The organism is Variovorax guangxiensis, from assembly GCF_003952165.1.
In the GTDB taxonomy this organism is placed as follows: Bacteria; Pseudomonadota; Gammaproteobacteria; order Burkholderiales; family Burkholderiaceae_C; genus Variovorax; species Variovorax guangxiensis.
This window is the reverse complement of record NZ_RXFT01000020.1, coordinates 17,827-30,539: the sequence shown is the minus strand read 5'-3', so window position 1 is coordinate 30,539 and position 12,713 is coordinate 17,827. Positions and strand designations below refer to the sequence as shown.

Below are 12,713 nucleotides of genomic sequence, written 5' to 3'. Positions count from 1 at the left end.
AGGCGTTCAGCGCGCGGCCAGCAACGGCGGCAGGTGCTCGGCCAGCCAGTCGGTCACCACGCGCGTCTTCAGCGGCAGGTAGCGGCTGCGCGAGCGGATCACGTTCAGCGCGAAGCCGAAGGGCCGGGGCTCTTCGAACACGCGCACCAGCGTACCCGCCGCGAGCGCGTCGGCCGCGAGCCATGCCGGCAGCCGCGCGAGGCCCATGCCGCCGACGGCCGCCTCCAGCAGCACCTCGGCGCTGTCGCAGCGCAGCCGCGACGGCGGCGTCACTTCGACGAGGCGCCCCTCGGCGTCGTGGAAGCGCCAGGACGAGACCTGCCCGTCGCGCGCGTAGAGCACTGCCCCGTGCCCTTTCAGCTCGTCGATGCCGGCGGGATGCCCATGCGCGGCCAGGTAGGCGGGCGAGGCGCACAGCACCATCCACTGCATGCCGACCGGCCGCGCGACCAGCTCCGCGCTGTCGGCGAGTTCGCCGCTGCGGATGGCGAGATCGAGTCCCTCCTCGACAAGATCGACGCGCCGGTCGTTGAACGAGAGCTCCAGCGACAGCTGCGGATGGTGCCGCGCCAGCGCCAGCAGCAGCGGCCCGACCTTCAGCCGGCCCAGCATCGCCGGCATGCTCAGTCGCACGAGGCCCGAGGCGGTGCTGCGCGCCACGTCGGCAATGGCCTCGGCCGCTTCGAGCTCGGCGAGCGCGCGGCGGCAGCGCTCGTAGTAGCCGTGGCCCTCCTGCGTGAGGCTCTGGCTGCGCGTGGTGCGCAGGAAGAGCCGCGTGTCCAGCCGCGATTCGAGCCGCGCGATGCTCTTGGCGACTGCCGAACGCGTGACGTGCAGGCGCTGCGCGGCCAGCGCGAAGCTGCCCGCCTCCACCGCCGCGACGAACTCTTCTATGCCTTGCAGACGCTGGCTCATTGGATACTTTCAGGCGCCATTGATCGGAAAATTATCCACCACCGGATATCTTTGATCGTCAATAGCATGAAGGCTTCTTGTCTTTCTTTCCCTGGAGCACCTTCATGCAAGAACCCCGAACGCTGCGCCGCTGGCAGCTTCCCGAATTCGGCCGCGCCCATCTCGAACAGGCCGAGGCGCCGCTGCCCACGCCGAGTGCGAACCAGATCCTCGTGAAGGTAGGCGCGGTATCCCTCAACTACCGCGACCTGTTGATGGTCCGCGACGGCATGGGCATGGCGATCGGCATGCCCTTCGTGCCCGGCTCCGACATGGCCGGCACCGTGGTGGCCATCGGTGCTGGCGTGACGCGCTTCGCGGTTGGCGACCGCGTCGTCAACACCTTCTGGGGCGGCTGGATCGACAGCCACTGGCATGCCGGCACCACGCCGCTCGGCGGGCCCGGCCCCGGCATGCTGGCCTCGCACGTGTTGCTCGATGCCGCATGGGCCGTCGCCGCGCCCGGGACGCTGAGCCTGGCCGAAGCCAGCACACTGCCCTGCGCGGGCCTCACCGCATGGTTCGCGCTGGCCGAGACCGGTGCGCTGCGTGCGGGCGAGACGGTGCTGATCCACGGCACCGGCGGCGTTGCGCTCTTCGGCCTGCAGATCGCGCGGCTGCACGGTGCGCGGGCCATCGTGGTGACGGGCGGCGACGAAGCCAAGCACGCGCAGGCCCTCGCGCTCGGCGCCACGCACGTGCTCGCGCGCGACGGCGACTGGCCCGCAGAAGTGCGCCGCCTCACGCAGGGGCGCGGCGCCGACCACGTGCTCGAACTCGCGAGCGGCCCGAACCTCGACCGCTCGCTGCAGGCCGTGAAGCAGGGTGGGCGCGTGTCGATCATCGGCATGCTCGGCGGCGAGACGCTCAGCGCATCGTTCTACGCGATGGTGCTGGGCCGCGTGACGGTGCAGGGCATCGGCGTGGGCCATCGCCGCGCGCTCGAGGACCTGGTGCGCGCCGTCGATGCGAACGCGCTCAAGCCGGTGATCGCGGCGAGCTACGGCTTCGACGCATTGCCCGAAGCGCTCGATCATCTGGAGCGCGGCGCCTTCGGAAAGATCGTCGTGACGCTGTAAAAGATCACGAAACCCATTGGTGCCGCAGATGCAACGAAGTTGCGGCAATGCATAAAGCCGCGGCATCCGTGAACAGGTTCCGTTAGTGCCAACGACTTGCTCGACGCTGCCTGTTTGCGTTCCTAGAATCCGCCCGCGCATCGCCCCGGCGGCATGTGCGCCTTCTCAACTTCAGGATGGAGCGGTATGGAACACAGTACCTATAAAAAATGGTCTGCCGAGTTCATTGGTACTTTCTGGCTCACGCTCGGAGGCTGCGGAAGCGCAGTTCTGGCGGCTGCCTTTCCAAACGTCGGCATCGGCCTGCTCGGCGTCTCGCTGGCCTTCGGCCTCACGGTGGTGACGGGGGCCTACGCACTGGGCCCGATCTCGGGCGGGCACTTCAATCCGGCGGTGTCCATCGGCCTCGCCGCCGCCGGCCGCTTCAAGGCCTCGCAGCTCGCGGGCTACATCGTGGCGCAGGTGCTCGGCGCCATCGCGGCGGCGGGCATTCTCTATCTCATCGCCACCGGCAAGCCTGGCGCGGACATCGGCGGCTTCGCCACCAACGGCTATGGCGAACACTCGCCCGGCAAGTACGGCATGACGGCCGCATTGCTGTGCGAAGTGGTGATGACGGCCGTGTTCCTGATCGTGATCCTCGGTGCCACTGCCAGGCGCGCGGCCGGCGGCTTCGCGGGGCTGGCCATCGGCCTGTGCCTCACGCTCATCCACCTGATCTCGATTCCCGTGACCAACACCTCGGTCAACCCGGCGCGCAGCACGGGCCCGGCCCTCTTCGGGCCGTCCTATGCGGTGTCGGAACTGTGGCTCTTCTGGGCGGCGCCCATCGCGGGTGCCATCATCGGCGCGGTGATCTACCGCGCACTGCTCAGCAACGGCAACGACGACTGATCGCCGCCGTCACCGGCGGCAGCACAAGGGCCTCGTCGGCTCAGCTGCCGCTGCCCGACTTCACCATCGGCAGTGAAGTCGATTGCCCGATCGGCTCGGTGCCCGTCGGGTGAGACGCCGCATAGGCGCCGGCCTGGATGTCGGCCACCGGCATCGTCGAGCTCATCGCGGGTGCGCTGGTCGACTGGCCGATGGGCTCGGTGCCGGTCGGACGCGCGGCGGCCATGGCGCCGGCCTGGACCTCGGGCTTCTCGGGCGAATTCATCTGCAGCGGATGGAAGTCCGAACCGTCGGTGGTTTCGGCCGATGCGTTGATGGTGCCCACCGCTGCCAGCGCAGCAAGGGAACCGATGGCGAGAAGCTTGAAGGAAGTGCGCATGGTGTGTTCTCCTGATTGATTGAAGCAGGTTGTCTCCGGTCACAGCCATCGCGCGAACTGCGCGTGGCAGGACCTGAACGCACTCTAGGCACGCCGACTGAGTTGGATGTGAGCGAAGAGTTAGGCGCGCGTGAGCGCCGCTCTTTTTTCTAAAGCTTTGGACCGCACCGTCTGCCAGTGCGCAGCAGTACTCAAGGCAGATGCACCCGCGCCATCAGCCCCGGCCCATCGGTGCGGTTGCGCAGTTCGATGCGCAGTCCATGGCGCTCCGCCGCCGTGCGGGCAATCGCCAGCCCCAGCCCGCTGCCGCCCGCCGCCGCACCCGGCACGCGGAAGAAGCGGTCGAACACGCGCCCCATGGCGGCCTGCGGAATGCCGGGGCCGTTGTCGAGCACGTCGACCACCGCGTGGCCTTCGACCTGGTGCAGCTTCACGTCGACCACGCCGCCTTCGGGCGCGTAGCGCAGCGCGTTGTCGATCAGGTTGTCGAACACGCTGCGCAATTCGGCCACCGGCGCGACCACCACGGCGGCGATGCCGCCCTCGAAGCCGATGTCCACGCGCCGCGCGTCGGCCAGCACCATCAGCTGGCTCACGCTGTCGCGCAGCAGCACCTCGATGTCGACGCGCTCGTTCGCTCCGCCCACGCGCGGCGCGTCCTGCCGCGAGAGATGCAGCAGCTGCTCGATCAGATGCTGCGCGCGCGTGACGCCCGCCTCCAGCTGATTGAAGCGCTCGGTGGCCTCGCCGGCCGGCACGTGCGCGCGCAGGTTCTCGATCTGCAGGCCGATGGCGGCCATCGGCGTGCGCAGTTCGTGCGCCGCGTCCTGCACGAAGCGCCGCTGCGTGGCGAAGGCGCTGCGCACGCGCGACAGCAGGTTGTTGAAGGCGCTCACCAGCGGCGCGATCTCGTCGGGCACGCGCGCGAGCGACAGCTCGGTGGGGCTGCGCTCGTCCTGCGAGGCGACGTCGCGCGCCACCGCGCGCAGCGAACGCGACGCGGCCGACACGATGATCCAGAGGATCAGCAGCGCCAGCGGCAGCAGCAGCGTGATCGGCAGCCCTTCAAGCAGCGCGCGGCGCAATGCGCGGCGGCGGCGGTAGTCCTCGTTCTGCAGCACCTGCACGCGCGGCTGGTCGGCGCGCGAGCCGGGCTCGGCGGTGAATACGCGCCATGCGGAGCCCGAGTGCGTGCCGGTGTTCACGTCGCTGAAGCCGGGGCGCGCCTGCAGCGGCACCGTGAGCACCGGCCACGAGGTGGCGCGCAGCGTGCTGCCGTCAGCGCTCCAGATCTGCACGATGAAGGCGCCGCGCGAGAAGGCGGCCTCGCCGTCCATCGGGCGCGGCAGCTTCTGCGGGTCGCTGCCCGCGTACGACTCGGCCACGAGGCGCATCTGGTCGTCCAGCGCGTTGTGCACGAGGTTGCCGTAGGCCACGAAGGAGAACCACGCCGTGAGCACGGCCGCGCCCAGGTGCAGCGTGATGAGCCACAGCAGCAGTTGCGTGCGCAGCGATCGCGGCCGCCACCAGCGGCCCGGGCCGCGCGAGGTTGCGTTCATCGGCAGGCCAGCCCGGCAGCCCGGCCCCGAAGTGCGTGGAGCCTGCGGGCGAGCATCATCATGCGGCGACGCGCCAGCCCAGTCCGCGCACGTTGCGGATCGCATCGGCGCCGAGCTTGCGGCGCATGCCGTGGATCAGCACGTCGATCGCGTTGCTGGTCACTTCCTCGCCCCAGCCGTAGATGCGGTTCTCCAGCTGCTCGCGCGAAAGAATGGCGCCGGGCCGCTCCAGCAGCGCGTGCAGCAGCGCGAACTCGCGCGCGGTGAGCGCCTCGCGCGCGCCGTTGACCACGACTTCGCGCGTGGTGAGGTCAAGTTGCAGCGCGCCGCTGCCCACCAGCGAGTGGGCGGCGCCATCGCGGCGGCGCACCACGGCGCGCATGCGCGCGAGCAGCTCGCGGAATTCGAAGGGCTTGAGCAGGTAGTCGTCGGCGCCGAGGTCCAGGCTGTGGATGCGGTCGTCGAGGCCGTCGCGCGCGGTGAGCACCAGCACCGGCGTGGCGTCGCCGCGTTCGCGGGCGCGGCGCAGCACCTCGGTGCCGTCCTGCTTCGGCAGGCCCAGGTCGAGCAGCACGCAGGTGTAGCCGCCGTCACCCAGAGCGCTCTGCGCCAATTCGCCGTCGCGCACCCAGTCTGCAGACCAGCCCGCGCCCTCGAGCGCCTGCTTCAGGCTGCGCCCGATCATTTCATCGTCTTCCACCAACAGCACGCGCATCGCGGCGACTCCTTCGGCCGCAAGGTAGCACGCGACCGGGATGATCGGAAGAGCCTGCGCCGTGGCGCAGAGTAGGCACGAATACTTAGGGCACGCTTAGGCGGCGGGCGCGGCGCGGGGGCAATGGCCGGGACCACGGCCGGGTCAGGCCAGGCGCACGGCGTGGCGCTCGCCCTCGCCGTTTGAGGCGAAGGCCAGCAGATCGAGAGCTTCCTTCTCCACCCCGGCGCGGTCGGCCTTCGACCAGCGGCCGAAGGGCTCCAGCAGCACGGTGGCGGTGTTCCCGCCCTTCAGCTTCCCTCGCTCGATCTTCCAGGTGCCCGCCACGAAGCCGTCGAGCAGCACCGTGCCGCGCACGATGCCATTGAGTGTGAACACGCGGGCGCGATGCGCCTCGCTGAGGATGCGGCTGCGGTCGGCATGCGAGAGCAGCAGGTTGTCCCACTCGGCCACCAGGCGCGGCGGCGCGGGCGTGTCGGGGTCGGGGCGCGGCGCGCGGGGCAGGTCGAAGAGCTCCTGGCCGTCTTCGCCCGCGAACACGCGCAATTGCGGCCGCAGGCGCTCGGCAACCGCCTTCCAGCCCGTGAGGCCCGACCATGCGCCGGCATCGGCCAGCGTTGCGGGGCCGAAGGCAGCGAGGTAGCGCAGCAGCAGGTCGTCCTGCGTGGCCGGAGCGGCCTCCACAGACCCGCCAAGCCAGTCGCCCAGGGGCTGCAGCAGCGCGCTCTGGTGCGAGTTCCAGGTGCCGGCCGGCGGCAGGTGCACGAGCGGCAGGTTGTTGCGGATCAGCGCGGCGAGCGATGCGGTTTCGCGGCCGGTCCACCGAAGGCCCAGCGCCTGGCCGAGCTCGGCGCCGGTGCGCGGCTGTTCGCCGAGCAGTGCGCGCCCCGCCGCGATCACCGCCGCGCGATCGAGCCCTTCGAGTTCCTTCTTGTGCGTGCTGCCCAGCAGGCCACGCTGGTGCACGGGCTCCAGCAGCGGGCGCCATGCCAGCGCGTCCTGCGCGGTCATCAGGTGCAGCGTCGCGCGCAGGGTCGACATGCGCACGACGCGGCGCCTGCGCAGCGCCTCGGTGAGCTGGTCGCGCCGGAAGCCTTCGATGCGGCTCCAGAGGCCGATATAGGGTGGATTCGGTGCCTGCGCCTGCAGCCCGGCCAGCCGCTCGATGGCCTGAGGCACCGACAGCTTGCGCCGCTCCAGCAGCATCTGCCGCGCCAGCGTGGCACGGTTCAGCGCGCGCAGGCTCAGAACTTCTCGTGCGGCGCGAGGTATCGCCATTGCCCCAGCGGCAGGTTGCCGAGCATCACCCGGCCGATGCGCACGCGCTTCAGGCCGACCACCTTCAGGCCGACCAGCTCGCACATGCGGCGGATCTGCCGCTTCTTGCCCTCGGTGAGCACGAAGCGCAGCTGCTCGGGGTTCTGCCAGTCGACGCGCGCGGGCTTCAGGGCCTGGCCGTCGAGGCTCAGGCCGTGGCGCAGCTTCGCGAGCATGGCCTTCGGAAAGACCGCCTGCACGTTGGTGGTGACTGGGTCGTCGTCGTCCAGCCGTACCAGCTGGCCGGTGGGCGCGGGCTGGCCCAGGCCGTGGTAGGCCACGCGCACGAGGTACTCCTTCTCCATGGTCGAGTCCTCGCCGATGAGCTGGCGGGCGATGCGGCCGTCCTGCGTCATCACGAGCAGGCCGGTGGAATCGATGTCGAGCCGGCCGCAGGGCGCGAGGCCGCGCAGCTGCTTGGGGCTGAAGAAGAAGCGCGCGTTGTCGTCGGCCCAGCGGTTCTGCGGCACGAAGAGCTTGACCGCAGGGTCGTGCCCGTCTTCGGCCTGTCCGCTCACGTAGCCGATGGGCTTGTTGATGAGGATGGTGACCTGGTTCGCCTGCTGCCCCTTGGCAGCCTTGTCGACCTCGATGCGGTCGGCCGGCGTGACCTTCGCGCCCATCTCGGCCGGCCTGCCGTTGACCTTCACCCAGCCGTTGGCGATCCATTCGTCGGCTTCGCGGCGCGAGCACAGCTTGAGATCGGCCATGCGCTTGTTCAGGCGCACGGCATCGGTGGGGGAGGAAGATGGCTCTGTCATCGGGGCTTGATCGGAATGCGGCACCGATGCTATCCTGAACGCAGACGCGAGTTGATCGCGTCATTTTTGGGGGATTCCCAAGTGAGCACACGCAAGTACCAATACGCCATCGTCATCGGGCGTTTCCAGCCCGTTCATTTCGGACATCAACGACTCATCGAGGAAGGCCTTCGCGCCGCCGAGCGGGTCATCGTGGTGGTCGGCTCCGACCGGCAGCCGCGCAGCGTCAAGAACCCCTTCACCTTCGACGAACGCGAACGCATGGTGCGCGCCTGCCTTCGCGGCACCGAGCAGATGCGCGTGAGCGTGGTCGGCGTGGGCGACTCGCCCTACAACGACCAGATCTGGATCGCGTCGATCCAGTCGGCGGTCGAACGGCTCATCGCGCAGGACGGCTACGCGCCCGCCAAGGCGAAGGTGGCGCTGGTGGGCCACCTGAAGGACGCGTCGAGCTACTACCTCAAGCTCTTCCCGCACTGGGAGTTCGTCGGCCAGAACAGCGTGGAGAGCCTCAACGCGACCGACGTGCGCAGCCTTTACTTCGACCCCGAGAACCGCGGCCAGCTCGCACGCGCCGACCTGCCCGACGGCACCGCGGCCTTTCTCGACCAGTTCACCCGCACGGCCGACTACGCGGAGCTCTGCGAGGAGCGCGCCTTCCTCGCCGACTACCGCGACAAGTACCGCTACGCCGGCAGCGAGTTTCCGCCGATCTACACCACGGTCGATGCGGTGGTGGTCGAGGCCGGGCACATCCTGCTGGTGCAGCGCAAGTTCCATCCCGGCAAGGGCACCTGGGCGCTGCCCGGCGGCTTCGTCGGCCAGCACGAGCGGCTGCAGGACGCCGCCATCCGCGAGCTGAAGGAAGAAACGCGCCTGAAGGTGCCGGTGCCCGTGCTCAACGGCAGCATGAAGGCCAGCCATGTGTTCGACGCGCCCGACCGCTCGCAGCGCGGGCGCACCATCACGCACGGCTTCTTCTTCGAGCTGGCGCACAACCAGTGGACGGGCCTTTCGGAGGTGCGCGCAGACGACGACGCGGCCGAGGTGCGCTGGGTGCCCATCGCCGAGTTCCTCGACATGCAGGAGCGCATCTACGAAGACCACTTCTTCATCGCGAATCATTTTTTGGGTGGGCTGGGCAAGAACTGAATGCCCCGGCCTTGTCAGCAAGAACGGCACCTGGTTGACGGGTGCCACAGTGAAAGGAGCTTTCACATGAACCGCAATCTCAATTCCACGCCCCTGGGCAACAACCTGCTGCTGCGCACCGACTCGTACAAGGTCTCGCACTGGATGCAGTACCCGCCCGGCACGCAGACGGTGTACAGCTACATCGAGTCTCGCGGCGGCATCTTCAGCCACTCGCTGTTCTTCGGGCTGCAGGCCTACCTGCGCGAATACCTGCAGACGCCGGTGACGCGCGACGACGTCGAGGAAGCCGCCGCTCTCATGGCCGTGCACGGCGAGCCCTTCAACCGCGAGGGCTGGCTGCGGCTGATCGAGAAGCACGGTGGGCTGATGCCGGTGCGCATCCGCGCCGTGCCCGAAGGCAGCGTGACGCCGGTGCACAACGTGCTCGCCACCATCGAGAACACCGACCCCGAGTTCTTCTGGGTCACGAGCTTCCTCGAGACCGAGCTGCTGCGCGCCATCTGGTACCCGACCACGGTGGCCACGCTCTCGGCCGCCGCGCGCACCACGCTGCTGCGCTACCTGGAAGCGACCTGCGACGACCCGCAGGGGCAGATCGCCTTCAGGCTGCACGACTTCGGCGCGCGCGGCGTGTCGAGCCTCGAATCGGCCGCGCTCGGCGGCATGGCGCACCTGGTGAACTTCATGGGCACCGACACGCTGGCTGCGCTGGTGGCGGCGCGCCGCTACTACGACTGCGACGTGGCGGGCTTCTCCATTCCCGCAGCCGAGCACAGCACCATCACGGGCTGGGGCCGGGAGCATGAATCGGACGCGTACAGCAACATGGTCGATCAGTTCGGCAAGCCCGGTGCGACCTTCGCGGTGGTGAGCGACAGCTACGACATCTTCAACGCCTGCGCGCGCATCTGGGGCGAGGAGCTGAAGGCGAAGGTGGTGGCCTCGGGCGCCACGCTGGTGGTGCGGCCCGACTCGGGCGACCCGGCCGAAACCACGCTGCAGGTTGCACGCATCCTGGCCGACCGCTTCGGCACCACGACCAACGCCAAGGGCTTCCGCGTGCTGAACAACGTGCGCATCATCCAGGGCGATGGCGTGACGCTCGACTCGCTGCGGCTGTGCCTGTCGAACTTCTATCACAACGGTTTCTCGGCGGAGAACATCGCCTTCGGCATGGGCGGCGGGCTGCTGCAGCAGGTCAACCGCGACACCATGCAGTGGGCGATGAAGTGCTCGGCGATGCAGGTGAACGGCGAGTGGCGCGACGTGTACAAGTCGCCTGTTGGAGACGTGGGCAAGGCCTCGAAGAAGGGGCGGCTTGCGCTGGTGCGCGGCGAAGGTGGCGAGGTGCGTACCCTGCGCGAGGAAACGCTCGGACCTGACCAGGCCGATCTGCTGCAGACCGTGTTCGAGAACGGGCGCATCGTGGAGAGCACCAGCTTCGAGGCTGTGCGTGAGCGGGCTGCTGCCGGCGTCGGCCAGCTGATCACCTCGCGCGCGCCGCTTTGAGCCTGCGGGGTCGTGCCCCGGGAGCGCGCGGAATCGGCTGCCACACGGCATCGCCATAATCCGCGCAACTCCCGGATTCCATGACCAAACTCCTGATCCTCAGCGTGAGTGCCGGCAACGGCCACGTGCGTGCAGCACAGGCGCTCGCCGCCACCGCGCAGTCCCTCGCCCCGCCCTGCACGGCGGTCCACATCGACGCGATGGCCCATGTGGCGGCGGGGTTCCGCAAGGTCTACACCGACTGGTACATCCAGCTCGTGAATCGTGCACCCGAGCTGTGGTCGTACCTGCACCAGCGCACCGACGTCACGCCGCACCATGCGCCCTCGCAGCGTCTGCGCCGCGGCATCGAGCGGCTGAGCACCGGCGCCCTGGTGCGTGAGATCCGCCGCGAGAAGCCCGACGCGGTGATCTGCACCCACTTCCTGCCGGCCGAACTGCTGATGCGAGAGCGCAACCGCGGCCGCATCGACTACCCCGTGTGGCTGCAGATCACCGACTACGACCTGCACAACATGTGGCTGGTGCCGGGCATGACAGGCTACCTCGCGGCGACGGAAGAAGTGGCCTTCCGGCTGCGGGCGCGCGGCATTCCGCCCGAGCGCATCCACGTCACCGGCATCCCGGTGATGCCGGCTTTCTCGGAACCCGATGTGCCCGCGCTGGCGCGCGATGCCTGCGTGGCGAGCCTGGGCCTCGACGCTTCGCGGCCGGTGCTGCTGATGGTGTCGGGCGGCGCCGGCGTCGGCGACCTGCCGAGCATGGTCGAGCGCGTGCTCGGCATGGGCGGGCCCGACGGCAAGCCGAACGACTTCCAGGTGATCGCCGTCGCCGGCCGCAACGCGGAGGCGCAAGGCAGGCTCGAGGCGCTGGCTCGGCGCCATCCGGGCCGGGTGGCGGCCATCGGCTTCACCAACGAGATGCACAGGATGATGGCCGCCTCCGACCTGGTGGTGACCAAGCCCGGCGGCCTCACGGTGTCGGAGTGCCTCGCGCTGGGCAAGCCGATGCTGCTGATCTCGCCCATTCCGGGGCAGGAAGAACACAACGCCGGCTTCCTGATGGAGGAAGGCGCGGCCTGGCTGGCCTATGACGCCATCGGCCTCGACTACAAGGTGGCGCGCCTGATGGCCGACCCAGCCAAGCTCGCGAGCATGGCCACTCGCAGCCGCGCGCTGGGCAAGCCGCAGGCGGCGCGATCGGTGCTGCAGCACGTGCTGGGAACAGCGAAATGAACCCCGCCACCGAAAAGACGAGCGTGGCCCGCACGCTCGGTTACCTGGTCTGGGTCATCGTCATGGCCTTCTTCTTCGCCAATGCCGAGATCCAGATCGAAGGCGGCGCCGGCTGGGCCACCTCGCTGCCCACATGGCGCATCGAGAACAGCATCTGGCTCGACCTCTTCTGGGGAGGCCGCGCGATGACGGGCTACCACGCCTGGGTGTTCACCTTCATGGCGCTGGTGTTCTTCTCGCCGCTGGCCTTCAACGGCCGCTGGACCTGGCGCGACGTGGGGCTGGCGGCAGCAGGCCTCATCGTCTTCTGGGTCTGCGAGGACTTCACCTGGTTCCTCATCAACCCGGCCTTCGGCTGGGAGCGCTTCAACCCGGTGGACGCTTTCTGGCACAAGCACTGGCTGTGGGGCGCGCCCGTGGACTACTGGGGCGGGCTCGCGGTGGCGGCGATCATCCTGGCTACGCGGCACTGGCCGCGCAAGGGCAGCCGATGAGCAGCAGCAGCAGCAGCAGCAGCAGCAGCAGCAGAAGAAAACGCAGGGAACGCAGGCAGGAGCCCATCGCCGACGCACCACGCCCCGGCCATTGGGCCGATCCGCTGGACGCGCTGGGCGTGGAGAACCTGCACCGCATCACGCCCACGCTGTACCGCAGCGCGCAGCCGAAGCGCTCGAACCTTGCCGCGCTGCAGTCGCTGGGCATCCGCACGGTGGTAAGCCTGCGCTCGTTCAACGACGACCGGAAAGTGTTCGCGGGCAGCGGCATCCGGTTGGTGCGCGTGCCGATCAACACCTGGTCCATCGACGACGCCAAGGTTCTGCGCGCGCTGCAGGCCATCCGCGCGGCCGAGAAGCAGGGCCCGGTGCTCATCCACTGCATGCACGGCGCCGACCGCACAGGCGTGGTCGCGGCGGTCTACCGCATGGCGCTGCAGGACTGGGACAAGGACAGCGCCCGCCAGGAGATGCTGCGCGGCGGTTACGGCTACCACACGCTGTGGCGCAACATCCCGCGCTACATCGGGCGGCTCGATCCGGCCGCCATGCGCGACGCGCTGGCCCAGGCGCCTGCGATTCCGGTGCTGTCCTGAGGGCGCCAGCAGGCCGCGGAGCCCGCTCCTATACTGGCCGCCCCGTGGCCGAAGGCCACCCGCGAA

At 69.3% G+C, this 12,713-nt stretch carries 13 protein-coding genes; 7 read left to right on the top strand and 6 right to left on the bottom strand.

Annotated elements, in window-relative coordinates:
* Positions 1-6 precede the first annotated feature (6 nt).
* Positions 7-915 carry a LysR family transcriptional regulator gene (locus EJP67_RS30435; RefSeq protein ID WP_126025445.1) on the bottom strand — a complete coding sequence of 303 codons (909 nt, stop codon included), beginning with the start codon at positions 913-915 and terminating at the stop codon, positions 7-9.
* Positions 916-1,019: 104 nt separating this feature from the next.
* Here EJP67_RS30435 and EJP67_RS30430 point away from each other — a divergent pair, with 104 nt between their 5' ends.
* On the top strand, positions 1,020-2,033 hold the full coding sequence (locus EJP67_RS30430; protein WP_126025444.1) for a zinc-dependent alcohol dehydrogenase family protein: 1,014 nt from the start codon (positions 1,020-1,022) through the stop codon (positions 2,031-2,033).
* 186 nt (positions 2,034-2,219) lie between these two features.
* A complete protein-coding gene (gene aqpZ, locus EJP67_RS30425; RefSeq protein ID WP_126025443.1) occupies positions 2,220-2,927 on the top strand; it encodes an aquaporin Z in 708 nt (235 codons plus the stop codon).
* Between the two features lie 40 nt (positions 2,928-2,967).
* Here aqpZ and EJP67_RS30420 read toward each other — a convergent pair whose 3' ends face one another.
* From EJP67_RS30420 to EJP67_RS30400, 5 genes are all read right to left on the bottom strand, one after another.
* Positions 2,968-3,306 (bottom strand): hypothetical protein, encoded by a 339-nt coding sequence (locus tag EJP67_RS30420; protein WP_126025442.1) that lies wholly within the window; start codon positions 3,304-3,306, stop codon positions 2,968-2,970.
* 191 nt (positions 3,307-3,497) lie between these two features.
* Positions 3,498-4,865, bottom strand: a complete 1,368-nt coding sequence (locus tag EJP67_RS30415) for a sensor histidine kinase (RefSeq protein WP_126025441.1) — start codon at positions 4,863-4,865, stop codon at positions 3,498-3,500.
* A 58-nt stretch (positions 4,866-4,923) separates the two neighbouring features.
* A complete protein-coding gene (locus EJP67_RS30410) occupies positions 4,924-5,580 on the bottom strand; it encodes a response regulator (RefSeq protein ID WP_019657727.1) in 657 nt (218 codons plus the stop codon).
* 144 nt (positions 5,581-5,724) lie between these two features.
* Positions 5,725-6,858: a winged helix DNA-binding domain-containing protein gene (locus EJP67_RS30405; RefSeq protein ID WP_126025440.1), complete on the bottom strand. Its 1,134-nt coding sequence runs from the start codon at positions 6,856-6,858 to the stop codon at positions 5,725-5,727.
* Positions 6,825-7,658 (bottom strand): pseudouridine synthase, encoded by an 834-nt coding sequence (locus tag EJP67_RS30400; protein ID WP_126025439.1) that lies wholly within the window; start codon positions 7,656-7,658, stop codon positions 6,825-6,827. The genes EJP67_RS30405 and EJP67_RS30400 overlap by 34 nt, the downstream gene beginning before the upstream one ends.
* An 81-nt stretch (positions 7,659-7,739) precedes the next feature.
* On the opposite strand from EJP67_RS30400, the gene EJP67_RS30395 reads away from it, so the two are divergent.
* From EJP67_RS30395 to EJP67_RS30375, 5 genes are all read left to right on the top strand, one after another.
* A complete protein-coding gene (locus EJP67_RS30395; protein ID WP_126025438.1) occupies positions 7,740-8,810 on the top strand; it encodes a bifunctional nicotinamide-nucleotide adenylyltransferase/Nudix hydroxylase in 1,071 nt (356 codons plus the stop codon).
* A gap of 66 nt (positions 8,811-8,876) precedes the next feature.
* Positions 8,877-10,322, top strand: a complete 1,446-nt coding sequence (locus tag EJP67_RS30390) for a nicotinate phosphoribosyltransferase (RefSeq protein WP_126025437.1) — start codon at positions 8,877-8,879, stop codon at positions 10,320-10,322.
* A gap of 80 nt (positions 10,323-10,402) precedes the next feature.
* Complete coding sequence (locus EJP67_RS30385; RefSeq protein ID WP_126025436.1) at positions 10,403-11,557, top strand: MGDG synthase family glycosyltransferase; 1,155 nt, start codon at positions 10,403-10,405, stop codon at positions 11,555-11,557.
* A complete protein-coding gene (locus EJP67_RS30380) occupies positions 11,554-12,051 on the top strand; it encodes a hypothetical protein (protein ID WP_126025435.1) in 498 nt (165 codons plus the stop codon). Before EJP67_RS30385 ends, EJP67_RS30380 begins: the two co-directional genes overlap by 4 nt.
* Positions 12,048-12,647 (top strand): dual specificity protein phosphatase family protein, encoded by a 600-nt coding sequence (locus tag EJP67_RS30375; protein ID WP_126025434.1) that lies wholly within the window; start codon positions 12,048-12,050, stop codon positions 12,645-12,647. Before EJP67_RS30380 ends, EJP67_RS30375 begins: the two co-directional genes overlap by 4 nt.
* Positions 12,648-12,713: the final 66 nt, after the last annotated feature.

Bases quoted from the DNA above. Each gene is read 5' to 3' on its own strand.
- EJP67_RS30375 (WP_126025434.1), top strand. From the start codon at position 12,048: ATGAGCAGCAGCAGCAGCAGCAGCAGCAGCAGCAGCAGAAGAAAACGC.
- EJP67_RS30405 (WP_126025440.1), bottom strand. From the start codon at position 6,858: ATGGCGATACCTCGCGCCGCACGAGAAGTTCTGAGCCTGCGCGCGCTG.
- EJP67_RS30380 (WP_126025435.1), top strand. From the start codon at position 11,554: ATGAACCCCGCCACCGAAAAGACGAGCGTGGCCCGCACGCTCGGTTAC.
- aqpZ (WP_126025443.1), top strand. From the start codon at position 2,220: ATGGAACACAGTACCTATAAAAAATGGTCTGCCGAGTTCATTGGTACT.
- EJP67_RS30385 (WP_126025436.1), top strand. From the start codon at position 10,403: ATGACCAAACTCCTGATCCTCAGCGTGAGTGCCGGCAACGGCCACGTG.
- EJP67_RS30430 (WP_126025444.1), top strand. From the start codon at position 1,020: ATGCAAGAACCCCGAACGCTGCGCCGCTGGCAGCTTCCCGAATTCGGC.
- EJP67_RS30400 (WP_126025439.1), bottom strand. From the start codon at position 7,658: ATGACAGAGCCATCTTCCTCCCCCACCGATGCCGTGCGCCTGAACAAG.
- EJP67_RS30435 (WP_126025445.1), bottom strand. From the start codon at position 915: ATGAGCCAGCGTCTGCAAGGCATAGAAGAGTTCGTCGCGGCGGTGGAG.
- EJP67_RS30415 (WP_126025441.1), bottom strand. From the start codon at position 4,865: ATGAACGCAACCTCGCGCGGCCCGGGCCGCTGGTGGCGGCCGCGATCG.
- EJP67_RS30420 (WP_126025442.1), bottom strand. From the start codon at position 3,306: ATGCGCACTTCCTTCAAGCTTCTCGCCATCGGTTCCCTTGCTGCGCTG.
- EJP67_RS30390 (WP_126025437.1), top strand. From the start codon at position 8,877: ATGAACCGCAATCTCAATTCCACGCCCCTGGGCAACAACCTGCTGCTG.
- EJP67_RS30410 (WP_019657727.1), bottom strand. From the start codon at position 5,580: ATGCGCGTGCTGTTGGTGGAAGACGATGAAATGATCGGGCGCAGCCTG.